Origin of the sequence: Archangium violaceum Cb vi76, assembly GCF_000733295.1 — a bacterium.
GTDB classification, from domain to species: Bacteria; Myxococcota; Myxococcia; order Myxococcales; family Myxococcaceae; genus Archangium; species Archangium violaceum.
The window spans coordinates 133,171-156,698 of sequence record NZ_JPMI01000277.1; the positions used below are offsets into that span (position 1 = coordinate 133,171).

16 protein-coding genes are annotated in these 23,528 nt (G+C 66.9%); 3 read left to right on the forward strand and 13 right to left on the reverse strand.

Annotated elements, in window-relative coordinates; all coding sequences use genetic code 11:
* Nucleotides 1–29: 29 nt before the first annotated feature.
* The 10 genes from Q664_RS38670 to Q664_RS38715 all read right to left on the reverse strand — a co-directional run bounded on the left by Q664_RS38670 (nt 30) and on the right by Q664_RS38715 (nt 16,546).
* Nucleotides 30–5,192, reverse strand: coding sequence for a hypothetical protein (locus tag Q664_RS38670; protein WP_152622588.1), 5,163 nt, complete (start codon nt 5,190–5,192; stop codon nt 30–32).
* Nucleotides 5,193–5,208: 16 nt separating this feature from the next.
* A complete protein-coding gene (locus tag Q664_RS38675) occupies nt 5,209–7,353 on the reverse strand; it encodes a carboxypeptidase regulatory-like domain-containing protein (RefSeq protein WP_152622589.1) in 2,145 nt (714 codons plus the stop codon).
* A gap of 281 nt (nt 7,354–7,634) precedes the next feature.
* Nucleotides 7,635–8,078 carry a nucleoside-diphosphate kinase gene (gene ndk / locus Q664_RS38680; RefSeq protein ID WP_043407833.1) on the reverse strand — a complete coding sequence of 148 codons (444 nt, stop codon included), beginning with the start codon at nt 8,076–8,078 and terminating at the stop codon, nt 7,635–7,637.
* A 36-nt stretch (nt 8,079–8,114) separates the two neighbouring features.
* Nucleotides 8,115–9,017: a succinate--CoA ligase subunit alpha gene (sucD, locus tag Q664_RS38685; protein ID WP_043407835.1), complete on the reverse strand. Its 903-nt coding sequence runs from the start codon at nt 9,015–9,017 to the stop codon at nt 8,115–8,117.
* Between the two features lie 24 nt (nt 9,018–9,041).
* A complete protein-coding gene (sucC, locus tag Q664_RS38690) occupies nt 9,042–10,202 on the reverse strand; it encodes an ADP-forming succinate--CoA ligase subunit beta (RefSeq protein WP_043407838.1) in 1,161 nt (386 codons plus the stop codon).
* A 223-nt stretch (nt 10,203–10,425) separates the two neighbouring features.
* Nucleotides 10,426–11,256, reverse strand: a complete 831-nt coding sequence (gene sdhB / locus Q664_RS38695) for a succinate dehydrogenase iron-sulfur subunit (RefSeq protein WP_043407841.1) — start codon at nt 11,254–11,256, stop codon at nt 10,426–10,428.
* A 21-nt stretch (nt 11,257–11,277) separates the two neighbouring features.
* Nucleotides 11,278–13,155, reverse strand: coding sequence for a succinate dehydrogenase flavoprotein subunit (gene sdhA / locus Q664_RS38700; RefSeq protein ID WP_043407844.1), 1,878 nt, complete (start codon nt 13,153–13,155; stop codon nt 11,278–11,280).
* A gap of 276 nt (nt 13,156–13,431) precedes the next feature.
* Nucleotides 13,432–14,373: a malate dehydrogenase gene (mdh, locus tag Q664_RS38705; protein ID WP_043407847.1), complete on the reverse strand. Its 942-nt coding sequence runs from the start codon at nt 14,371–14,373 to the stop codon at nt 13,432–13,434.
* A 22-nt stretch (nt 14,374–14,395) separates the two neighbouring features.
* Complete coding sequence (gene icd, locus Q664_RS38710) at nt 14,396–15,691, reverse strand: NADP-dependent isocitrate dehydrogenase (RefSeq protein ID WP_043407850.1); 1,296 nt, start codon at nt 15,689–15,691, stop codon at nt 14,396–14,398.
* A 201-nt stretch (nt 15,692–15,892) separates the two neighbouring features.
* Nucleotides 15,893–16,546 (reverse strand): class I SAM-dependent methyltransferase, encoded by a 654-nt coding sequence (locus Q664_RS38715; RefSeq protein ID WP_043407852.1) that lies wholly within the window; start codon nt 16,544–16,546, stop codon nt 15,893–15,895.
* Between the two features lie 102 nt (nt 16,547–16,648).
* Between Q664_RS38715 and Q664_RS38720 the strand changes: the two genes are divergently transcribed.
* Together Q664_RS38720 and Q664_RS38725 are read left to right on the forward strand one after the other, a co-directional pair.
* The gene (locus tag Q664_RS38720; RefSeq protein WP_043407855.1) at nt 16,649–17,668 is read left to right on the forward strand and encodes an Lnb N-terminal periplasmic domain-containing protein; all 1,020 of its coding nucleotides are present in this window, start codon (nt 16,649–16,651) and stop codon (nt 17,666–17,668) included.
* 215 nt (nt 17,669–17,883) lie between these two features.
* Complete coding sequence (locus tag Q664_RS38725) at nt 17,884–19,590, forward strand: serine/threonine-protein kinase (RefSeq protein ID WP_084610668.1); 1,707 nt, start codon at nt 17,884–17,886, stop codon at nt 19,588–19,590.
* A 19-nt stretch (nt 19,591–19,609) separates the two neighbouring features.
* Here the strand turns inward: Q664_RS38725 and Q664_RS38730 are convergent, their stop codons facing one another.
* The gene (locus Q664_RS38730) at nt 19,610–20,764 is read right to left on the reverse strand and encodes a type IV pilus twitching motility protein PilT (RefSeq protein ID WP_481955001.1); all 1,155 of its coding nucleotides are present in this window, start codon (nt 20,762–20,764) and stop codon (nt 19,610–19,612) included.
* A gap of 163 nt (nt 20,765–20,927) precedes the next feature.
* Between Q664_RS38730 and Q664_RS38735 the strand changes: the two genes are divergently transcribed.
* Nucleotides 20,928–21,287: a SpoIIAA family protein gene (locus tag Q664_RS38735; RefSeq protein ID WP_235217051.1), complete on the forward strand. Its 360-nt coding sequence runs from the start codon at nt 20,928–20,930 to the stop codon at nt 21,285–21,287.
* Between the two features lies 1 nt (nt 21,288).
* Here Q664_RS38735 and menE read toward each other — a convergent pair whose 3' ends face one another.
* The gene (gene menE, locus Q664_RS38740) at nt 21,289–22,731 is read right to left on the reverse strand and encodes an o-succinylbenzoate--CoA ligase (RefSeq protein ID WP_043407863.1); all 1,443 of its coding nucleotides are present in this window, start codon (nt 22,729–22,731) and stop codon (nt 21,289–21,291) included.
* Nucleotides 22,731–23,495, reverse strand: a complete 765-nt coding sequence (locus Q664_RS38745) for a mandelate racemase/muconate lactonizing enzyme family protein (RefSeq protein WP_075207637.1) — start codon at nt 23,493–23,495, stop codon at nt 22,731–22,733. Before Q664_RS38745 ends, menE begins: the two co-directional genes overlap by 1 nt.
* Between the last annotated feature and the right edge of the window lie 33 nt (nt 23,496–23,528).

A 23,528-nucleotide genomic window follows, 5' to 3' on the forward strand; every position in this document is an offset into this window, starting at 1 on the left:
TGTTGTCAAACCGTACAGCGGGGCCGTCCTCAATCCGCGGACAGCCCCATCCAACGCAGCCAGCGGCCGAGAATCATGCGCAGCCGGGTGACACCCGAGTCCGTGAGGCCCGACAAGGTATCGGCCGCCGCGAGCACGTGCGTCGTGGCCTGCGCTGGAGACGCGGCAATCGCCAGGTCCAGGGAGCCGATGGCATCCGTGAGCACCACGCTGTCCGGGTAACCGTCCTGAACCAGCGCATCGAGCTGGGTCCGGATGTCGCTGAGCGACTCCTCCTCCGGGACGAACAGGGTCAACGTGGGCACGGGTGCCACCAACACCGTGTGGCCGTCACGGCTCCCGCTCACCAGGGTATCCAGGGTCATGGGGCCGATGACCTCGGGCAGCCGCACCCAGAATCGCACCGTCTTCACCTCGTCGACCGCAAGGGGGAAGGTGAAGGTCACCGTCTGTCCACTGGCAATCCCCACTCCCGGATCGATGATGCTCGCCCCGGTGGGCACGGTCACCGTGGCGGTGACGGAAACAGCGATGCCCAGGTTCGCAACCAGGAACTCGACGGGCACGACTGCACCGGGACCCATGTAGAGGTTCGGCGAACGCACCCGGTTGAGCAGCGTGCGCAGGGTCTCGGCCGCGAGGCTCGTCTGCCCATCGCGAGTCGCGATGGCGAGCAGATCGACACCCGCGAAGGCGGCCCTACCCTGTCCGTAGCTATTCAGGGTCAGGGTATCCAGTTCGAGTCCCGGCTGGCTCACGCTACCATCCAGCACATAGGTGCCCAGGCTCTCCGCGGTGAGGCGGCTGATGCGCAGGGGAACCTCGTCGGTCAGCACCCCAAACTCCCCGTTCTCGGAAGCCCCGGTGTAAGTGGGCTTCACGCCCAGGACATCGGTGACGGTGTGGGCGTATTCGATCCCCAGGGCGCCGTGCACGAGCGAGTGGCGCGAATCATGGTCGCCCGCGATGACGAGTCCCTCCCCACGGAAGATCGCCTCGCGCAGCTCCTTCTGGGCCTGTTGGTCGAGCGTCTCCGCTTCGGTGAACAGGACGTAGGTGCTGTATCCGCCGCTGCGCAGCTTGGTGGTGAAGTCAGCCGCCGACTCGGTGAGGGCGAAGGAATAACCCGCCTCAGTGAGCAGCTGCGTCAGGAAGGCCTTCTGCACGGAGAGCAACGGGGCACTGGCGGGCCCATGGGGATCCACATCCGCCACGCCGTCCTCCGGGTGGGCCGGGTCGAGCAGCACGAGCACGCGGCCCATGCCATTGGGAGAAAGGTTGGCGTAGAGGCCGATGGGAGACTCGACAACCTGGAAGCCGGCGACGGCCAGGGGGCGGGTGCTCCCCTCCAGTTCGGCCTTGAGAACACAGGCATAGCTTCCCGGGGCGAGCTCATGGGCCACGGCGTTGCGCACGTAGACGTGCCCCGCTCCGCCTGGCGTCAGGCTCACGGTCTGGGAGACCTCGTCCAGCACAATGCCAGCGCCAACGTCGACGAGCTGGTGGGTCAGCTTCACGCCCGTCACCGTACTGGCTGAGACAGTCTTCGTGGTGTCGGTGCAGGCGTTGGGCTCGCCCTTGTAGACCAGCGACGAGGCCACGGTCACCGTCCCCGTGAGTCCCTGCAGGGCACGGCGCTCCACCTGGAAGTGGGTCGTACTGGCGCTCAACACCGCACGGGTGAGCGCGTCCTTGAGCACCAGGGTGACCTGGTACTGACCGCTGACGGCGTCGGCCAGCTTCAACCCGAAGGGCAGATCCATCAGCCCTCCCGGCGCGAGTTGGTTGACGTTGCGCGTGTCGAAGTAGAGCGTGTCACCGAACGGCGTCTTCACGGTGAGCTCGACACGCGAGTTCGCGAGCAGGACGTTGGTCGCGTCGTTGCGCACACGACCCGTGATCGCTACCGCATCCCAGGCGTTGTAGGTCGGCTTGTTCGTCGTGACCTGGGTGGAGGCGACGACCGTGGGGGCGCCAATGCTGAACGGCGCCACGGCCTCGGCGACCAACCGGCCCTGCGCGTCGAGCAGCCTCGCGTAGATCTCGTAATTGCCCACCAGGGTGGCAGCGGTGTTCCACGCAGCGTTCAGCGTCTGCACCAGGGTGGCACCGAGGTCGGTCACGGACTGCAACGGGAGCGTCGCCAACGGAGTGGCGCTGCCGGGCACACGGATCGCCCACACCACCTGACCCGAGGCCGACTCCGCCCCGGTGTTCTTCACCGTGGAGGTGATCTCCACCTGCTCGTTGGCCCGGTAGAGCGACTTGTTGGTCGCGATCGTCAGCGCCATCGCATCCGCTGTGCTGACCTGCGGGATGTCCAACGAGAGCTGGACCTTCTCCTCCAGGAAGGAGTTGCTGAACTCCAGATAGGCTTGGCTCACTACCGGCCGCTGCTCGTGCAGCGCCATATCGCTCAGGGTCAGGTCGAACTCCACGTCACGCCCTTCGCCGGTCACGCCCCGCAGATTCCAGACGTAGTGGGAGGCAGTGCTGGTGCTGGTCGGCGCGAGGGTCGGATTGCCGAGCTGAACCGACTCCGGCAGGCTGACGTGCAGGTCGATGTCGATGCCACCCAGCCGCTCGAGAGCCTTGGGCATGAAGATCATCACGAAGCTCGTCGTGGAGAGCGTATAGGGGCTGCTCCCCCAGGAGCCATTCAGGGCCTGCCTGGCGAGCAGATTCTCGATGGCCTTTCGGATCTTCGGATCATCCGCCGACGGGTTCTGGTACTCGAGCGCGAGGCCCACCATGGCGGTGGCCAATGCATCAGTGGTGGTGGTGTTCTCGTAGTCCACCCAGCCGCCGTCGGCACGCTGGCGGTTCCGCAAGAGGTTGTCCTCGTAGGCGATCGCCGCGTCGATCTCGGCGAGCAGCGTCGTATCGGTCACTACGCTACGGGCCTCGGCGAGTCCAATGAGCCGCTGTGAATGCACGACGTTGTAGAGGCTCTTGTCCTTGTGGTTCGCGATGAAGTAGCGCGCCACACGAGGAATCTCGACGAGCAACTCGTCGCGCAACTGGTTGATGGCGGCGGCGTCCATCGTGCCGAACTCCACCTTCTGCAGGAAGTTGGTGGAGTTGTTGCTTACGTAGATGTGGCCACTGGTCGCCACGATGGCGCGCGCCTTGCTCATCTCGGCGACACGCTCGACGATGTTGCCGTCCGGACCCGGACGCACCCGCATCACTCCCTCGGTGATCGTGGTCGGCTCACTCCGCGACTTGGTAATGACCGTCACATACAGGGTATTGTCAGGTGCCAGTACCATCCGATACGGCGCGTAGGCGAAGCCTCCCGCCATGACGGACACCGCGCGATCCGTCTTCGACACCTTCAGGATGTTGTAGCCCTCCTGGTTCGCGACCAGCAGGTTGCCGTCCGCGTCGAACACCAGATCACTGGGCCATTTCAACAATCCACCCGTGACATAGGTCTCCAACACCCCCGCCGGGCTCCTGCGCAGGATCCGGTTGTAGAGCGAGTCGGACAGGTACAGCCACCCATCCGGACCGATGACTCCATCCCTGAAACGACTCGTCTGTCCCACGGGCACGTTCACCCAGGTGCGATCAGGTTTGATCGTGATGAGGTACGCCGACGATTCGCGGGTGACGTACATGGTTCCGTCGCTTCCCATGATCAGACCCTGGATCCCGGACGGCAGGCCCGAGACGACGGTGGTCACCGTCCCGGTCTGCAGATCCATACTCTCGATGACGCCAGCCCTGACCATGTAGAGGAGCCCATTGGGACCCATCGCCATGTCCTCCACGGGCGTGGTGGCGGTACCCATCGGGTGGACATCGGTCAGGGAGTAGTCCGTGGGCATCGACTCGAGCTTAGCGATGTCCTTCAGGACGCTGACCAGTCCCTTGACGGCCAACCCGGCGTGGACGGGGTCGTGTCTCCACCAGCCCTTGTCGTAATCCCGTGGCCACCAGGTCTGGTTGCCGCTCCGGTATTTCCTGTCGAGCAGGAACCGCGCGGCCTTGAATTTCGTGCGGAAGACGCTCTGGACATCGGGCCACTCAGACAGGGACCACAGGCCCAAAATGGTCTGGGTCTGGACATCATCGGGCCAGGAGTTCTGCAAGGCCCCATCCGTCCACTGACTGCTGGTGACGGCGTTGTAGAGCACCTGCGTCGCATTCCGGTCCACGTTGGTCTTGTCGAAGGAGCTCGACAGGCCGAGCAGGCTCTGGGACTGGGTATGGCACCCCAGGCAATGGTTCGCGTTGTTCCAGGAGACGGAGGCCGACGCCGTATAGTCGGCTCCGCGCTTCAAGGAATCCTTCACCAGGGTGAAGAGCGGATCGGTGCTGCCCACCTGGGTGACATCCACGCCTTGTACGCTGATCTTCCCACGCACGGTGTGCGTCCCCTCGGGCACGACGTGCCGGTCCACCGTGAACGTACCGCTCGCCTTGTCACCGACGTACAGTCGGCTGGTGAACTCGCCCGCGATGCCCGGGCTCTTCGGGACCACGCGCACCTGCAGGTTTCCGGCGGTGGCCGCAACCCAGGAGCCGAAGGCCAGCGAGGTGCTGACGCCAACCGCCAGAGCGTCTGTGGAAGCCTCGGCGGAGTACAGCACGGCGGCCGTGCCCGGATGCACGACCGTCAGCGCGTAGGCACCGGCCGGCAGCGGCGTGTTGCCCGCGTTACGCACCAGCGCCAAGAAGCTCACCGGCGTGGACATGCCCGCCTGGGCCAGCGGCGGATTGATGCCCAGCGCTCCGTCGATCCTCATTGTAGGGATGACCTTTGTGTAGGTGCTCTCCTCCGCCAGCACCACGCCCAGCGGCTCGAGGCGGGTGACGGTGCCGACCTCCACCACGCGCAGGACCAGCCTGTACATGCCCGCCGCGAACTGCAGCGTGTTCCACGGGATGGTGAGCACCTTCGGCTCGCCCGGGGCGAAGGTGAACTGGCTCTGCGGGATGGTCGTTCCCTCGGCGTAGGGCGAGACGGTCGCCACCGTCGTGCCCGTCGCGTCCTGGATTTCGCCCAACACCAGAGCTGACCCGGGCTCGGGCAACAGACTGGCGATGTGGGCGGTGAACAGCGCCTTGCCATTCGCTCCGGTCTCCGCCTGGTTGGCGCTCAGCGAGACGATCTGGAAGCTATCCCCCGGCACCGGTTGAAGTGACGAATTGAAGGGGTATTCGCCATGCGCAGAGAGCTTCACGCTGGAGGTCCGCGATTCATAACCCACCGCGGACACCTGCACGGAGAACGACAGGCTGGTGATGCCACCGAGGTTGTAGTGCCCCGTGACGTCCGTGGGTGGCCGACAGCGCGGTGCCCGTGACAGTCACCCGGACACCACTGATGGGGGCGCCGCTCACGGAGTCGGTCACCACACCCGCCAGAGTGCTCGTGGTCGCCCCGGGAACGTCCGGCGGCGGCGGAGACAGCCTGAGCTGCACCTCGGCCTCACCCATCGCCGACACCTGTATCGTGTAGGTATCCGGAACATAGCCGCTGGCACTCACGAAGAGACTGAAGTTCTTGAGGGTGATGCCGGAGAAGGTGAAGCGTCCGTCAGTACTCGTGTTGACCTCCGCCCCACTCTCCACCAGTGTCACCGTGGAGTCAGCAATCGGCGCGCCACTCACACCATCAGTGACCAGGCCGCGCAGGGTCAACGTGGTCGGCGCCGGAGTTGCTTCCATCCGGAAGAGCGACATCTTACCAATCGCACCACTTGCACCCGCGGTGAACACCAGGCTGAACGTGCCCGAATGGTATCCGGTGGCGGTGACAGTGCCTTCGTAGGTCCCGCGCGGCACGGACGTGATGCTGAACGATCCGTCCGTCGCAGTGGTGGCGCTCAGGCCTCCGCCCAGGTTGAACACCGCGTTGGCGATGGGTTGGCCGGTCTTTCCATCCACCACCTCGCCCACGACAACACCCGGCGTATCGTCCACATCGCCGCCGGGCACGGCCGCGGTCATGGCGGGCTGCATTGACACCACCTGCCCCGCCACGATGGTCACCGCGCCACTCAGGGTGTTGTAGCCCATTTTCGCGAAGTGCACCGTGTAGCTGCCCGGCACCACCGGACCGAAGTCGAATTCGCCCGCCCCGTTCGTAAGCACCGACAGGCTGGACGTTCCGTTCAGCGACACCTGCACCGATTGAAGTGGCTTGAGGGTCGCGGCATCGAACACCACTCCGCGCAGCAGGCCGCTATCGGGGACGACCTCCAGCACCAGTTTGCCAGCGAGGGTGACCTGGTTGGCATCCACACCAACCGCGACACCCGCCAACGTGTAGCCCGCCTTGGTCGCAATCACCGTGTAGTCGCCCGGCGGCAGACCCGGAAACATGAAGAAACCATCCCCGTTGGTTGCTACCTGGGTGCCGGCCAACTCGTTGATGGTGACCGTGACACCGGAGAGGGGCTCGGAGCTGTTGGCCCTCACGACGTAACCGGCGATGGCCCCCTCCGTTGTCGTGGACGTCGACCCTCCACTGGAACGGGACTCGATGGCCCGGATCGCCTGGAGAGCCAGGGCTGTGGTGTAGCTATCGTTGCTCCAACTCCCATTGGGCAATTGGAGGGCCCGCAGGCCAGCAGCGCTGTTGGATATCACCGACACATCACTCAGGTTCGGTGTCACGGCGAGCAGCGCCAGAGCGCTCAGGAAATCCCCGCCCCACAGCCCATCCAAGCCACGCCGGGAAAGCAGGAAGTTCTGCCCACCAGTGAGCCCCCCAGCCACACTCGCATAGGTGGTGCGATAGGGCAGCAAGGCGCGCATGCTCGCGGCGGTGAGATAGACCGACGCGTCGTTGGCCCCATCGGCCCAGCCACCATTGGACTGCTGGCACTCCCGAAGGAAGCCAATCGCTCGAACTGACTGAGCGCTGGTCGCCTGATTCGTCGCCGCTAGAGCCTCAAGCGCCACGGCCGTGTCGAGCACACTCGAGCCGTAGCCCGGCCGATCACCAAAGCCACCGTCGGCGTTCTGGCGGGAGAGGAGTTGCGAGATCCACGCAACATCGACCGTATAGCCCTGCTGGGCATTGACCAGGATCTTTCGCGCGAGGAACTCGGTATGCGTCCCCGCCTCGAGGTTGAGAAAACCGATGGCTGAGGCAAATCCCAGGGCCGTGGTCTGCCCGAGCGCCTGATGGGCTCGCAGTACCTCGGCGGTGGACTGCACTGGCGTAGCAAGCGAATCCGGGCCGCCACCATAACTCCCGTCAACACTCTGTTGAGTTGCAAGCCAATCAAGTCCACTCGTGGCATGGGCGGCGAAGGCGCAGAGCAGGACCATCCATCCCGCCAATACGCTCACCCTCCGGGCCACACCCGTTCCAACACCCTTCAAAACCGACATGCATTCCCCCCCCCGATACCTGCGCTGGTCCGCGTGCAACTCATTCCACAGACACAGATCGCAGAGGGCCCTCTTCTCGTGGGCCCACAAGTCGCGCACTCTAGGGAGCAATCCACTTGAGTGCAGTGAGTCGCGTCACACCGTATGAGTGAATGACTTCACACGCTCGTCAGGGCAACCCAGGGGCGTTCACGTGTTCGAGTTCCAAAAAGCATCGGCCCGGCCACCGCGGAGGAGCGCGGAAGCCGGGCCGGAGCCTGGAGGGCATGAAGCCCTACCAACTACTTCTTGCTGGTGTACTCGTAGGGGGCGATCTCGGTCTCGCGGAAGAAGTACGCGATCTCGATCTTCGCGTTCTCCAGGCTGTCCGAGCCGTGCACCGTGTTCTGGTCGATGCTGGTGGCGAAGTCGCGGCGGATGGTGCCCGGGGCGGCGTTGGCCGGGTTGGTGGCGCCCATGATGTCGCGGTTGGCCAGGACGGCGTTCTCACCCTCCAGCACCATCAGCACCACGGGGCCGGAGATCATGAAGTTGACCAGGTCCTTGAAGAAGGGACGCGCCTTGTGGACGGCGTAGAACCCCTCGGCCTGGGCCTGGGACAGGTGCTGCAGGCGGATGGCAACGGGCTTCAGGCCCTTCTCCTCGAAGCGGGAGATGACCTTGCCAATGACGCCCTTCTGGAGCCCGTCGGGCTTGATGATGGACAGCGTACGCTCGATGGCCATGGTGGATGGTCCTCGTTTGACGTGTGGGAGGTGGGACTAGCGGTTCTTCTTGGGAGCGCCGCGCTTGACGGCCTCCTGAAGCGTGGTGCCGAGCTCGGCGGGGCTGGCGGCCATGACGAAGCCAGCGGCCTCCATGGCCTTGATCTTCTCGGAGGCCGTGCCCTTGCCACCGGAGATGATGGCGCCGGCGTGGCCCATGCGCTTGCCCGGAGGAGCCGACTGGCCGGCGATGAAGCCGGCGATGGGCTTGGTGAACTCGCGCGCCACGTACTCGGCGCCGCGCTCCTCGGCGTCGCCGCCGATCTCGCCGATCATGATGACGGCGTCCGTCTCGGGGTCCGCGTTGAAGAGCTTCAGCACGTCCACGAAGTCCGTGCCGTTGACCGGATCACCGCCGATGCCCACGGCGGTGGACTGGCCCAGGCCCAGCTGGGTGAGCTGGTACACGGCCTCGTAGGTGAGCGTGCCCGAGCGGGACACCACGCCGATGCGGCCCGGCTTGTGGATGTGGCCCGGCATGATGCCGATCTTGCACTTGGCGCCCGGGGTGATGACGCCGGGGCAGTTGGGGCCGATCAGCCGCACGCCCGGCTTACCCTGCAGGTAGCGCTTGGCCTTGATCATGTCGTTGACGGGGATGCCCTCGGTGATGGCGATGATGAGGGAGATGCCCGCGTCAGCGGCCTCCATGATGGAGTCCGCGGCGAAGGGGGGCGGAACGAAGACGACCGAGGTGTTGGCGCCGGTCTGCTTCACGGCGTCGGCCACCGAGTTGAAGACGGGGACCTTGCCCTCGAAGTCGGTGCCACCCTTGCCCGGCGTGACGCCGCCGACCAGCTTCGTGCCGTACTCCAGCATCTGCTTGGAGTGGAACGAGCCCGCCGAGCCGGTGATGCCCTGGCAGAGGACCTTCGTGTTCTCATTGACGAGGATGCTCATGGCTTGAACCTTTCTCTGCCTGGACTACTTCAGCGCCGCGACGGCCTTCTCGGCGGCCTGGCGGAGGTTGTCGGCGGGGGTGATGGCGAGGCCGGAGTTGCGCAGCAGTTCCTTGCCCTTCTCCACGTTGGTGCCCTCGAGCCGCACCACGAGCGGAACCTTGAGCTGCACTTCCTTCGCGGCGGCGATGATGCCCTCGGCGATGACATCGCACTTCATGATGCCGCCGAAGATGTTGACGAGCACCGCCTTCACGGCCGGGTCGGCGAGGATCAGCTTGAAGGCCGCCGTCACCTTCTCCTTGCTGGCGCCGCCGCCCACGTCCAGGAAGTTGGCCGGCTGACCGCCCACCAGCTTGATGGTGTCCATGGTGGCCATGGCCAGACCCGCGCCGTTCACCATGCAGCCGATGTTGCCCTCGAGCGCGATGTACGCCAGGTCCCACTCCTTGGCCTGGGTCTCGCGCGGCTCCTCCTCGGCGATGTCGCGGTACTCGAGCAGATCCTTGTGCCGGTAGAGCGCGTTCTCGTCGAAGTTCACCTTCGCGTCGAGCGCCACCACGCCACCATCCTTGAGGATGACGAGCGGGTTGATCTCCACCAGGGAGGAGTCCGTCTCCATGTACATCTTGTAGAGCGAGGAGCAGAACTGGACGAACTTGTTCACCGTGGGACCGGTGAGGCCCAGGCCGAAGGCCAGCTTGCGGCCCTGGAAGTCCTGGAAGCCCACGGCGGGATCCACCGACTCACGGAGGATCTTCTCGGGGCTGTGGGCGGCCACTTCCTCGATCTCCACGCCACCCTCGCGGGAGGCCATGAAGGTGACGCGCGAGGTGGCGCGATCCAGCGTCACGCCGAGGTACAGCTCCTGACCGATGGCCAGGCCCTCCTCGATGTACACCTTGTGGACCGTCTGACCCTCGGGCCCGGTCTGGATCGTCTTGAGCTTCATGCCCAGCATCTGCTGGGCCAGGTCCTTGGCCTCGGCGGGGCTCTTGGCGAGCTTCACACCGCCGCCCTTGCCGCGGCCACCCGCGTGGATCTGGGCCTTCACGACGACCACCGGCGTGCCCAGCTCCTTGGCGGCCGCCTCGGCCTCCTTGGGCGAGAGCGCGAGAATGCCGCGCGGCGTGGGAACGCCGTACTTCCGGAAGATTTCCTTGCCCTGGTACTCGTGGATCTTCATCGAGGCTCCGGGTGACGCGAGTGATGCGAGAGACTGGCACCCGGAAGCGAGCCTCCGGGGCGGAACGGCGCGGCTGCCTCTCTCGCGCAGAATGGCCCGCTTGGCAAGGCCCTACTGTCAAGGGCCAATCAGACGGACCAGAAAGAACCAAGGCCCCGCCCCGGCGAGGAACAGCCGGATACGGGGCCCCGTGAAACAGTGGTGCAACAACCGCGGTCCCGCCCTACCCCGGACCGCCCGCCGACGTCTTCTCGCCACCCAGGTCGAAGAAGATGTCCTTGATGACCTGCTTGGTCACCTCGCGGTTCATCGCCGCGATGGAGGTGGTGAGGGGGATCTCCTTGGGGCACACCTTCACGCAGTTCTGGGCCTTGCCGCAGTCCTGGATGCCGCCCGGACCCATGAGACCCCGGACGCGCTCCTCGGCGTTCATCTTGCCGGTGGGGTTCATGTTGAAGAGCCGGGCCTGGCTGATGGCGGCGGCGCCCATGAAGTCGTTGTCGACCGTCACCTGCGGGCACGCCTCGAGGCAGCTGCCGCACGTGATGCACGTGGACAGCTTGTACATCACCGTGTGGTCCGCCTGGGACTGGCGCGGGCCGGGGCCGAGGTTGTGCGTGCCGTCGATGTTGATCCACGCCTTGACGCGCTTGAGCGCCTCGAACATGCGGCTGCGATCCACCGCCAGGTCGCGGGCGACCGGGAACTTCTTCATCGGCTCCAGGGTGATGATGGGCTCCCCGTCCCCGATGATGCGATCGATCAGCGCCGAGCAGGCCATGCGGACCCGCCCGTTGATGTTCATGGCGCAGCTGCCGCACACCTCCTCGAGGCAGGCGGCGTCATAGATGGCCGGAGACACCTTGCGCCCATCGGTGGTGACCGGGTTGCGCTGGATCTCCATCAGGCAGGAGATGACGTTCGCGCCCTTGTTGTACGGGACGCGGAACTCGTCGAAGTGACCCGGCTTGTCCGGGCCGTCCTGCCGCCAGATGCGGAAGGTGACGTGCTTCGTGGTGGTGCTGACAGGCGCCTGCGCGGTCGCGTTGTCCATGGCGTTCCCTCCGTCCCTTCCTTAGGCGTACCAGCGCGGCTCGGGATCGAGCACGGGCGTGGGGATGTCCTGATAGGTGATCTGCGGGCCCTCGACCGAGTAGGCGGCCATGGTCGTCTTGGCCCACTTCTCGTGGCGCTTCTTCCACAGCGCCATCCACTCGGGATCCTTCGTCGGATCCTTCACCTTGGGCTCGGGCAGCGAGAACTCCGGCTTGTAGTGGGCGCCGCGGCTCTCGTCGCGCATCAGCGCGCTCTTGGCGATCACCTCGGCCAGCTCGAACATGTTCCAGAGCTGGTTGACGTAGGAGATGCTCCGGTTGCCCACGTTGCCGGTGTCCAGCGCGTTGCAGTTCTTCCAGCGCTCCTTGAAGTCGCGGATCTTCTCCAGCGTCTTCTTGAGCCGATCGTTGTAGCGGACGACGGTGCAGTTCTCCGTCATCAGATCGCCCAGCTCCTTGGTGAGCCCGTACGCGTTCTCCTTGCCGTCCATCTTCTTGATGGTGGCGAAGCGATCCGCCCAGTACTTCTGCGCGTCGGCGAAGTACTTCTGGTTGTCCGCGTCGCCGGCGCTCTTGGACTGGCTCTTGGCGAAGGCCACCATGGCCGGGCCGCCGATCATGCCGCTGTAGATGCAGGAGAGCAGCGAGTTGGCACCCAGGCGGTTCGCGCCGTGGTAGGCGTAATCCGCCTCGCCCGCGGCATACAGGCCGGGGATGTTGGTGGACTGGTTGACGGGGCTGCCCACCAGCGGCTCGTTGTTCGGACCCGCCTCGAACTGCACGTACAGGCCGCCCATCGAGTAGTGCATGCCCGGGAAGATCTTCATGGGCACGTGGCGCGGGTCGTCACCCACGAACTTCTCGTAGATCTCCATCACGCCGCCCAGCTTGGCGGTGAGCACGTGGCCCGGGATGTGCGTGACGTCCAGGTACACGGCGTCGCCGCCGCCCAGACCCAGGCCCATCTCGCGGCACACCGTGAAGATCTCCCGGGTGGCCACGTCGCGCGGCACCAGGTTCTTGTACTTGGGGTACTTCTCCTCGAGGAAGTAGAAGCGCTCGCTCTCGGGGATGTCCTTGGGGTCGCGGACGTCGCCCTTCTTCCTGGGCACCCAGACGCGGCCACCCTCGCCACGCACCGACTCGCTCATCAGGCGCAGCTTGTCCTCACCCGGAATGGAAGTGGGGTGCACCTGGATGAACTCGCCGTTGGAGTAGATGGCGCCCTCCATGTAGGCGCGGCCGGCGGCGGTACCGGTGTTGATGATGGAGTTGGTGGAGCGCCCGAAGACGACGCCCGGACCCCCCGTGGCGAGGCACACGGCCTCGGCCGGGAAGGTGCGGATCTCGTTGGTGCGCAGATCCATGGCCACGCTGCCGATGACGCGGCCCGCGCCATCCTTCACCGTGCCCAGCCACTCCCAGTACTCGTACTTGGTGACGCGGCCCTCGGCCTCCCAGCGGCGCACCTGCTCGTCCAGCGCGTACAGCAGCTGCTGGCCGGTGGTGGCGCCCGCGAAGGCCGTGCGGTGGTGCAGCGTGCCGCCGAACCGCCGGAAGTCCAGCAGACCCTCGGACGTGCGGTTGAACGTCACACCCATGCGGTCCAGCAGATAGATGATGCCCGGCGCCGCGTAGCACATGCCGCGCACGGAGATCTGCTCGGCCAGGAAGTCGCCGCCGCGCAGCGTGTCCTTCACATGGATTTCCGGCGAGTCGCCCTCACCCTTCGTGTTCACCGCGCCGTTGATACCGCCCTGGGCGCAGACCGAGTGGGAACGCTTCACCGGCACGAGCGACAGGATGTCGACCTGGTGACCGGCCTCGGCCAGCTTGATGGTGGTCATCAGCCCGGCGAGTCCGCCGCCCACCACCGTGAACCGCGCTGCTGCTGCCATGCTGCGTCTCCTTGGTGACCGGAGGGCCAGACGCCTCTGGGGGGCAGGGCCAGCGCCGCGACTGTGCGAGCGCGACGCTCGGACCTCCGGTGCGAATACTTCCGGCTAGTTAACTGGTGAATTCAGCGAGCCGCAAAGATTACCGGAGCGGAGGGATAAGCCCGCACCATCTCCGGCATCAGCCTTGCTCGTGGGGGGGTGAGGGCCGTCCACGCGGTATCCATGGGGAAGACCCTCACCCCGACCCTCTCCCAGAGGGAGAGGGGGGGATGCTCACTAGAGCTTCACTTCGCCGACGGTCTTCTTCACCGACTCGAAGGACTTGTTGAGCTCGGCCTTCTCGGCGTCGTTGAGCTGCACGTCGATGATCTTCTCCACGCCGCCCGCGCCGATCTGCGTGGGGACGCCGAAGAAGTAGCCGCTGATGCCGTACTGCCCCTCGAGCAGGGCGGCGGCCGGCAGCACGCGCTTGCGGTCCAGCAGGTAGCTCTCCGCCATGGCGATGGAGCTGGAGGCGGGAGCGAAGTAGGCGCTGCCCGTCTTGTAGAGGTTCACCAGCTCGGCGCCGCCCTTGCGGGTGCGGTCGATGATGGCGTTCAGCTTGTCCGCGGGGATGAGCTGGGTGAGGGGCACGCCGCCCACGGTGCTGTGGCGGACCAGCGGCACCATGTCGTCGCCGTGGCCGCCGAGCACCAGGGCCTCCACGTCACGGATGGAGCAGCCGAGCGCCTCGGCAACGAAGCACTTGAAGCGGCTGGTGTCGAGCACGCCCGCCATGCCGACGACCATGTTCTTGGGCAGACCGGCGATCTTGTGGAGCGCGAACACCATCGCGTCCAGCGGGTTGGCCACGTTGATGACGAAGGCGTTGGGGCAGTGCTGCTTGATGTTGCCCGCCACGTCCTTCATGATCTTCAGGTTGACCTCGAGCAGGTCCTCGCGGCTCATGCCCGGCTTGCGGGGCACGCCGGCCGTGATGATCACCACGTCCGAGCCCGCCACGTCCTTCCAGTCGGTGGAGCCGGTCACGCGGCAGTCATAACCATCCACGGCGGACAGCTGGTTGATGTCCAGGGCCTTGCCCTTGACCAGACCCTCGGCCGCGGGGATGTCGTAGAGGACGACGTCGCCGAGCTGCTTCTGCACCGCGAGCAGGGCCAGGTTGCCGCCGATCTGACCGCCGCCGATGAGACCAATCTTCTTCTTGGTGTGAGCCATGTGGGTTGTCTCCTCGTGACGACTACATGTTCTTGATGATGGCCTGGCCGAACTCGGAGCACTTCACCTCGGTGACGTTGCCCTGGTTCTCCTGGCGCATCAGGCGGGCGAAGTCGTAGGTGACCGTCTTGTTCGCGATGGCCTTGTCCATGCCCTGGATGATCAGGTCGGCGGCCTCGTTCCAGCCCATGTGGCGCAGCATCATCTCGCCGGAGAGGATGACCGAGCCCGGGTTCACCTTGTCCAGGTCCGCGTACTTGGGCGCGGTGCCGTGGGTGGCCTCGAAGACGGCGTGGCCGGTGACGTAGTTGATGTTGCCGCCCGGCGCGATGCCGATGCCGCCCACCTGCGCGGCCAGCGCGTCCGACAGGTAGTCGCCGTTGAGGTTCAGCGTGGCGATCACGTCGAACTCGTCCGGACGCGTCAGCACCTGCTGCAGGGTGATGTCCGCGATGGAGTCCTTGATGATGATCTTCCCGGCGGAGACGGCGGCCTTCTGCTCGGCGTTGGCGGCGTCCTCGCTCTTGGCGGCCTTGGTGGCCTCCCACTGATCCCAGGTGTAGACCTTGTCACCGAACTCGCGCACCGCCAGGTCGTAGCCCCACTTGCGGAAGGCGCCCTCGGTGAACTTCATGATGTTGCCCTTGTGCACGATCGTCACGCTCTTGCGCTTGTGCGCGATGGCGTACTCGATCGCGGCGCGCACCAGGCGCTCGGTGCCTTCCTGCGACACCGGCTTCACGCCGATGCCCACTCCCTGCGGGAAGCGGATCTTGCCGAAGTCCTTCGGGAACTCCTTCTTCAGGAAGTCGAGGAACTTCGCCGCGTTGGCGCTGCCGGCCTCGAACTCGATACCGGCGTAGATGTCCTCGGTGTTCTCCCGGAAGATGGTCATGTCGACCTTCTCGGGGGTCTTCACCGGGCTGGGCACGCCCTTGAAGTAGCGCACGGGGCGCAGGCAGACGTACAGGTCGAGCATCTGGCGCAGCGCCACGTTCAGCGAGCGGATGCCACCGCCCACGGGCGTGGTCAGCGGGCCCTTGATGCCCACCAGGTACTCGCGGAACGCGGTGACCGTCTCGTCGGGCAGCCAGTTGTTGACCGTCTTGAAGGCCTTCTCGCCGGCCAGCACCTCGAACCAGGAGATCTTCTTCTTGCCCTTGTAGGCCTTCTCCACCGCCGCATCGAAGACGGCCTGCGAGGCGCGCCAGATGTCGCGGCCAGTGCCGTCACCCTCGATGTAGGGGACGATGGGGTGATCCGGCACCGTCAGCTTGCCGTTCTGCAGGGTGATCTTCTCGCCGCTCGGAGGGGCCATGAACGAAGCTCCTGACACTTGGGAAGGGTGTGACCTTGTGGGCGGCGGATGCTTTGCAACACTGGCCCCCCGCGTCAAGGATGTTCGGTTGCCCTCCGTACGGCCTGACTTATCGGATCCAATCCCCGACAGCGCTGCGTCTGGATTGTCCTGGATTGGTGGCCCCGTTTCCGGCCCTACCTCCGAGGGCACTCCGCCCCGTCAGCGCCGCTCCACGTCCCACCAGCCGAAGTGCATCGTCCGCTGCTCCAGCAGCTGCACCCAGCCGGGCCCGTGCGCGTAGGTCCGCGGCAGGAGGCTCGCGGCCTCGAGCGCCCTCGCCGTCTCCTCGAAGGACCAGAAGTACAACGTGACTTCCTGATCCTCCGTCTGGACCTGGCGCCATGACTCCTCGTGCCCCTCCAGTCCCAGGCGACGCTCGAGCACCGTGAAGAGCAGGCGCCCTCCGGGTTTCAGCGCCTCGGACACGTGACCCAGTGTTCTCGCCAGGTCGTCGCAGAAGTCGAGGCACCCCACCGCCAGCGCTACGTCGAAGCGGCCGAGATCTCCGGGCACCGGATCCCGGTAGCTGTACACCCGGTACTCGCCCGACGGCCGGCCCTCGCGCGCCCGCTCGAGCATCTCGGGTGAGAGATCCAACCCCACGACCTCTACGGTCGGCTCCAGTTCCCGCGTCAACTGCCCCGGACCACATCCCACATCGAGCACCCGCCGGCCCGGCGCCACCGTCTCCCCGAGAAACCGCTCCACCCTCCCCTCGTACCGCTGCAACGAGGGGAAGAACGTCTCGTAGACACCGGCGATCTCCCCGTAGACCCGCCGGACTCCCTGTTCCTGTTCGTCGGTGGTTGGCATCTCGCGCGAGCGTAGACCCTCACCCCGGCCCTCTCCCAGAGGGAGAGGGAGTCGCGTGGATTTCGTGGACCACGGTGTCGTGACGGATACTCCCGGCCGTTCATGCGCTTCCTCTCACTCGCCGGTCCGCTCGTCCTCCTCGCCCTCGGCATGGCGTGGCTCGTCCCCGCCATCCTCCTCACCGGTGGGGGTCCCCAGGGCGTCCCCTGGTGGCGGCATGCCGTGCTCCTCTCGCTCGTCCTGGCCGTGGGCCTCGCCTGGCGCCTGGGCTCCCGGGGGATCGCGCTCGGGACACTCGCCGTGCTCTGCGCCGCCGTGTTCGTCTGGACGCGCACCGTGCGGCCCTCGCTCACCCGCGATTGGGCTCCGGATCTCGTCCGCACCGCCCGCGCCGAGGTGCTGGGCTCCCGCGTCACCCTCCACGACATCCGCGACTTCCGCTACCGCAGCACCACCGACTGGGACGCCTCCTGGTACTCCGCCACCTACGACACCCGGGACCTCGTCCGCGCCTGGTTCATCGTCGAGCCATTCTCCGGCTTCGAGGGCGCCGCCCACACCATGGTCAGCTTCGAGTTCTCCGGCGATCGCTTCGTCTCCTTCTCCGTGGAGATCCGCCGCGAGCGCGGGGAGACGTACTCGGTCCTCGGCGGCCTGTTCCGCCAGTACGAGCTCATCTACGTCGTCGGTGACGAGCGCGACCTCATCCAGCTGCGCAGCAACCACCGCCGCGATGACGTCTACCTCTACCCCATCCGCGCCTCCCAGGAGCGCACCGTCGCCTTCTTCCTCGACATGGTGCAGCGCATGAGAGACCTCCAGGCGCGGCCCGAGTTCTACAACTCGTTCACCAACAACTGCACCACCAACCTCGTGCGCCACCTCGAGAAGGTCAGCGAGACCAACGTCCCCTACGATCACCGCACCCTGCTGCCCGCCTACTCCGACTCGCTCGCCCTCGCCCTGGGGTTGATCGACTCCGACGTGGGCCTCGCTGAAACGCGCGAGCGCCATCGCATCAACACGCTCGCCCTCGCGGCCCAGGATCGTGACGACTTCTCGCTCCGCATCCGCGGGCGGGCCCCGGCCGAGACTCCCGCCGCCGCGGCCTCGAGCCCCTGAGCCGGGCCCGGGCTTCCCCACCGGGCTGACGGCCGAGGTGTGGCGCTCCAGGCACACCCCTCGCGGGTGGAAGGACGCGGCGAGAGCCATCCCGCCCGCATGTCCGCTCACCGTGTGGCCCTGCGAGCCACTCCATGCCCTGCCCATCCACGAGCGCACGGGCCTACCTGGCAGGTCTGGGCGACATTGTCGGAATGTTGAATACTCGGGGAGTCATGCAACAAGCAGTTTCCCCGAATACCTCCAGCGCGATGGGCTCCCAGCTCCTCGCCGACTACCTGCGCGAGGACGCCGCCGCGCGCGAGGCCGATGTCGCGCGCTTCATCAGCGCCGCCGCGGTGTGCTTCGTGATCGCCACCCTCCTGCTCGGACCCGCCCTCGGCTGGCCCCGAGCCCTCGCCGTGGCCGGCATGGCGGCGGCCTACGGTGTCTATTACGGCGGCCTCTCCCAGGTGCTCCAGCGCGGGTGGTTCCATCCCGCCATCTGCTGGCTCAACGTCAGCCTGGAGATCTCCGTGGGCGTCTTCGAGTTCCTGCTCGACCTGCACTTCGAGAACGCCGAGCAGGCCCTCACCAACCCCACCTCGCTCCTGTGGGGCGCCTTCATCATCCTCGCGTCCATGCGCTCCAACCGGAAGCTGGCCATCTTCGCCGGAGCGCTCGCCGCCACCGCGTCGCTGCTCCTGTACTGGTTGCTGGCCTGGCCCCGGTTGCAGGCCCCCGTGCCCCTGATGCTGTCCCCGCCGCTCATCACCCTGCGCGCCCTGTACCTGTTGCTCACCGGCTGCGTCGCGGCGCTCGTGGCCAGCCACCTGCTGCGCAAGGCCGAGGAGGCACTCCGGGCCGTGCGCGCGCGGGAGCTGCTCGGCAGGTACTTCCTCCACGAGCGGCTCGGCGTGGGCGGCATGGCCGAGGTCTTCCGCGCCACCTACAGCCCCGAGGGCGGCTTCCAGAAGCGGGTGGCCCTCAAGCGCATCCTCCCGAGCCATGCCGGAGATCCCCACTTCGTCACCCTCTTCCGGCGCGAGGCCGAGCTGGGCTCGCTGCTGCACCACCCCAACATCGTCCAGGTGCTCGACGTGGGCCGCTTCGGCGACACCTGCTTCATGGCCATGGAGTTCATCGAGGGCGTGTCGTTGCGCGAGCTGCTCCGGTCCCGCGGTCCGCTCCCCCTGGCCGTGGTGACGTACCTGGGCGCCGAGCTCGCCGCCGGGCTCGACTACGTCCACCACCGCACCGCGAGCGATGGCACGCCGCTCAACCTCGTGCACCGCGACATCAACCCGCCCAACATCCTCCTGTCGCGCATCGGCGAGGTGAAGCTGGGGGACTTCGGCATCGCCCGCGCCGCCCATCACGTCTCGCTCACGCTGGCGGGCCGGGTCGTCGGCAAGCCCGGGTACATGGCCCCGGAGCAGGCCCGCGCCGAGCCGTTCGACGCCCGCGCGGATCTGTTCGCGCTCGGCCTCACCCTGTACGAGGCCCTCACCGGCCGCCGCGTCATCCCCTGCGAGGCCCGCCATGAGCCCCGCTGGGGCTTCACCCCGTGCACCATCCCCCCTCCGTCCACCTTCCGCCCGGAGGTGCCTCCGCTCCTGGATGCCATCATCCTGGAGCTGCTCCAGTGGGAGCCGCACGCGCGGACCCCGGGGGCCCTGCGGCTACGGGAACAGTTGTGCTCGCTGCTCGACGAGGCCGCGCCCTATCCCCGGGGCCAGGCCCTGCTCGCCCGCGCCGTCCAGGAGGCGCTCGCCCACAGGGCCACGGAACCCGCCGTCACGCAGACGCCCCGGGAATCCGGGCCACAAGGGATCCGGATGCGACCCTCGGGCCCGGTGCCGACGAGGAGCCTCGCCCAGACACGGCTGGACTTCCGGCCCTCCCGCCCAGTCCCCGCCGTCGCGGAACGCACGCGCGGCTGAGGGACCGGGCCGTCCGCGCTCACTCGAACTCGAGCGCGCGCTGGAAGTCCGCCGGGTTGGTGGCCGCGCTCTGCGCCGTCTCCAGGCTGATCTCCCCCTGCTTGTAGAGGTAGCTCAGGTGCTGATCGAAGGACTGCATGCCGAACATGTCCCGGCCCTTCTCGATCACGTCCTTGAGCTCGTTGGCCCGGTCCTCGCGGATGTACTGCTCCACGGACTTGGTCTGGACCATGATCTCCAGCGCCACGGTGCGCCCCTTGCCGTCCGCCTTCGGCAGCAGCCGCTGCGAGATGGTCGCCTTGAGGCTGTCCGCCAGACGCATGCGCACCATCGACTGCTCCTCGGCCGGGAACACCGAGATGAGCCGGTTGATGGTCCTCGAGGCGTCCGTGGTGTGCACCGTCGACAGCACCAGGTGCCCCGTCTCCGAGGCCTTGAGCGCGATGTCGATCGTCTCCGTGTCGCGCATCTCGCCCACGAGGATGACGTCCGGATCCTGGCGCAGCGCCGCGCGCAGGGCGATGGCGAAGTTCTCCGTGTCCGGGCCGATCTCCCGCTGCGAGATGGAGGACTTGATGTTCTTGTAGATGAACTCGACCGGGTCCTCGATGGTGAGGATGTGCAGGTTCTCGGTGCGGTTGATCTGATCGATCATCGCCGCGAGCGTGGAGCTCTTGCCCGAGCCCGTGGCCCCCGTCACCAGCACGAGGCCGCGATCGTTGGCGGCGATCGTCTTGAGCACCTGCGGCAGCCCCAGCCCGTCGATGGTCGGAATCTCATCCGGGATGATGCGCAGGATGCACGCCAGCGTGCCCCGCTGCCGGTAGATGTTCACCCGGAAACGCGCCACCCCGGGCAGCCCGTAGGAGGTGTCGTACTCCTGCAGGCTGTCCACCTGGGTCTTCGTCAGCGGATCGCTGATGATGTGGAGCGCGACCTGTTTGGTGTGGTCCGGGTGGAGCTTCTCCATCTTCAGCGGGCGCAGCACGCCATTGACCCGGTAGATGGGAGGATCGCCCGGCCGGAAGTGGATGTCCGAGGCGCCATTCTGCACGCCGACCGTGAGCAGCTTGTTGAGCGTTGCCTGATCCACTGGGGAGTGACCTCTCTCGTCGGCCGGGGATTCTAGGCAAGCACTCCGGCTCCGCCAAGAAGATGACGGGGATTCCCCCACACTTCCGCCCGCGTCCCTCCCACCCTGATGTTCACCGTGCCGTCACACCTGGCGCATCTGGCACGCGTTAGTAAATCCGAGTAGGACCATTGCCCCGTTTCCGGGCTCCGTTCAGGCGAGGTTCCCCCTGTTCCAGGTCAAGATCGATCAATCGAACGCGCTCGTGGAGATCACCCTGGAAGGGTCCATCCGCGCGGAGGAGATGCAGCAGTTCGTCGAGCAGGCCGTGAGCGCCGTGAAATCGCTCGCCGGGGATGGACGGAGCGTCAAGGCCCTGGGCGACCTGCGCCAGCTCCGGACCACCTCTCCCGAAGCCGCGGAGGTGCTGTGCCAGGGCCAGGCGGACGCGATGAAGGCCGGCATGCGGCGGATCGCAGAGGTCGTCGGGAGCGAGATCACCGCGCTCCAGCTCAACCGCATCGCGCGCGGCAGCGGCATGGACCGCATCCTCCGCCGCTTCCATGACGAGGCGGAGGCCCGCGCCTGGCTCCTCGCGTCCGACGACGCGCTCGACGCCGCGTGACTCAGGCCCCCCGGGCCCGCTCGCGCAGCACCGTCCGCTCGATCTTCCCCATGGCGTTGCGCGGCAACGCCTCGATTCCCAGGAAACGCGCCGGCACCTTGAAGCCCGCCAGCGACTCGCGGCACCACGCTCCCAGTTCCTCCGGGAGGGGCAGCCCGTCGCGTGTCGCCACGAACGCCACCGGCACCTCGCCCCAACGCTCGTCCGGGACGCCCACCACCGCCGCCTCCTGTACCACCGGGTGCGCCGCCAGCACCGCCTCCAGCTCCGCCGGGTAGATGTTCTCCCCTCCCCGGACGATCAGATCCGTCCGCCTCGACAGCACCGTCAGCCGGCCCCGCTCGTCCAACATCCCCACGTCCTTCGTCCGCAGCCAGCCGTCCCGGATCGCCTCGCTCGTGGCCTCGGGCCGGTTCAGGTAGCCCGCCATCACCGTGGGGCCGCGGACCTCGATGTCCCCTTCCCGCTTTGACCCCAGGGGCTCGCCTCCGGGCCCCATGATGCGCACCTCCAGGCCTGGCAGGGGCCGGCCCGCCGTGCGTCCGTCCGCCTCGTCCGGGTGCTCCGTCGTCACCTGCGCACAGGCCTCCGTCAGCCCGTAGGTCTGGAGCGCCAGGATTCCCGCCGCCCTCGCGCGGGCCAACAGCGGCGCGGGTACAGGGCCTCCGCCGATCAGGGCACACCGGAACGTGGTGGGGACCCGGCGGTCCTTTCGTGCTTCCAGCACCCGCTCCAGCGTGGTCGCCACGAAGCTCGCGTGCGTGACTCCTTCCTCGTCGATAGCCCGGTTGGTGTCCTCCGCCTCGAAGCGCTCCCTCAGCACCAGGCAGCCTCCGTCGTACGCCGTGCGCGTGAGCATCCCCAGGCCCCCCACGTGGAAGAGAGGCAGTGTCCCCAGCCAGTGTGGCGCCGGGTGGGCGCCCAGGTTCGCCTCGGACGCCCGCGCCGAGGCCCGGAAGTTCCCCTCCGTCAGCACCGCCCCCTTCGGCCGGCCCGTCGTCCCCGAGGTGAAGAGGATGACCCGCGGGGTTCGTGTCTCCAGTGGCGCGCAGTCGGGGACGGGGGTCGTCACTGCATCCGTGAAGGACTCGAGGGGCTCGGCTCCCGGGAGGCGATCCGCGAGTCCCGTGAGCGCCAGGGTGAGCCTCGGGGCCACGTCCTCGGACAGGGGCTGGAGCTCCGCTCGCGTGAGCCTCGCGTTGAGCGGCGCCAGGACCGCTCCGATGCGTCCGAGTGCGAAGAAGAGCTGGGCCACCGCCGCGTGGTTCGTCGCGAGGAGGGCGACCCGGTCTCCTGCCCGCACGCCTCTCGACTGGAGCGCCGCCACCCAGCGGCCGATCTCGGTGTCCAGCTCACGGTAGGTCCACCGGTGGTTCCCGAAGGTGAGCGCCAGGGCCTCCGGCCTCGTCTCGGCGCCGGTTCGGATGGGACACGTCCACTGCATCAGTTCACTCCCAGGCCCGGCCTCCGCGGAAGCTGGATTCGGCCCCGCACCGGACGGAATGGATGGTTCCCGGGCTCGTCCTTGAAGAGATGCCCCACCCCGAGCCCCGATGCGTAGCTCCCCGACGGTAATGCCGCCGCCAGGTGCGCCGCTCCCGCTCTCGCGATGACACCGTCGAGCGAGCTCGTGACGTAGGAGGCCATCCCTCGGCTCGCTGCTTCTCGCGCCAGTCTCAGTGTCGGCAGCAGGCCTCCCAGCACCATCGGCTTGAGCACCAGGATCTTCACCGTCCCGGGGTGGTTCAGGATGTGCTGCGTGGCCTCGGGGAGGGCCAGTGATTCGTCCGCGGCCAGTGGGCAGGGCGTGTGCACGGAGAGGCGGGCCAGTGCCTCGGTGTTCTCGGGCGCCACCGGTTGCTCGCACAGTTCGAGATCGTAGTGGCCCAGGGCCTCGAGCGCCGCTCTCGCCTCCGGCTCCGTCCACGCCCCGTTCGCGTCCACTCGCAGGCGGATGGAGGTTCCCACCGCGCTCCGCACAGCGGAGAGTCTTGCGATGTCCTCCTTCAGGGGCCGCCCCGCGACCTTGAGCTTCAGTGTTTCGTAGCCCTCCGAAACCGCTCTTTTCGCTTCTTCCGCTAGCGCCTCTGGTGCGATGGCTCCCAGGAGCGCGTTGACGGAGAGAGCTGATCTCGCATCAGTCGAGAGCAGTTGGCTCAGGGGCACGTTTCGGCGCTGGGACTCGAGATCCAGGAGCGCTTGTTCCACTGCGTGTCTCGCCGCGGGTGCACGGGTGGGAAA

What these genes read in the sequence shown, in the direction of transcription:
- Q664_RS38675 (WP_152622589.1), bottom strand. Translation starts at nt 7,353, where the DNA reads ATGTCGGTTTTGAAGGGTGTTGGAACGGGTGTGGCCCGGAGGGTGAGC.
- ndk (WP_043407833.1), bottom strand. Translation starts at nt 8,078, where the DNA reads ATGGCCATCGAGCGTACGCTGTCCATCATCAAGCCCGACGGGCTCCAG.
- sucD (WP_043407835.1), bottom strand. Translation starts at nt 9,017, where the DNA reads ATGAGCATCCTCGTCAATGAGAACACGAAGGTCCTCTGCCAGGGCATC.
- sucC (WP_043407838.1), bottom strand. Translation starts at nt 10,202, where the DNA reads ATGAAGATCCACGAGTACCAGGGCAAGGAAATCTTCCGGAAGTACGGC.
- sdhB (WP_043407841.1), bottom strand. Translation starts at nt 11,256, where the DNA reads ATGGACAACGCGACCGCGCAGGCGCCTGTCAGCACCACCACGAAGCAC.
- sdhA (WP_043407844.1), bottom strand. Translation starts at nt 13,155, where the DNA reads ATGGCAGCAGCAGCGCGGTTCACGGTGGTGGGCGGCGGACTCGCCGGG.
- mdh (WP_043407847.1), bottom strand. Translation starts at nt 14,373, where the DNA reads ATGGCTCACACCAAGAAGAAGATTGGTCTCATCGGCGGCGGTCAGATC.
- icd (WP_043407850.1), bottom strand. Translation starts at nt 15,691, where the DNA reads ATGGCCCCTCCGAGCGGCGAGAAGATCACCCTGCAGAACGGCAAGCTG.
- Q664_RS38715 (WP_043407852.1), bottom strand. Translation starts at nt 16,546, where the DNA reads ATGCCAACCACCGACGAACAGGAACAGGGAGTCCGGCGGGTCTACGGG.
- Q664_RS38720 (WP_043407855.1), top strand. Translation starts at nt 16,649, where the DNA reads ATGCGCTTCCTCTCACTCGCCGGTCCGCTCGTCCTCCTCGCCCTCGGC.
- Q664_RS38725 (WP_084610668.1), top strand. Translation starts at nt 17,884, where the DNA reads ATGCAACAAGCAGTTTCCCCGAATACCTCCAGCGCGATGGGCTCCCAG.
- menE (WP_043407863.1), bottom strand. Translation starts at nt 22,731, where the DNA reads ATGCAGTGGACGTGTCCCATCCGAACCGGCGCCGAGACGAGGCCGGAG.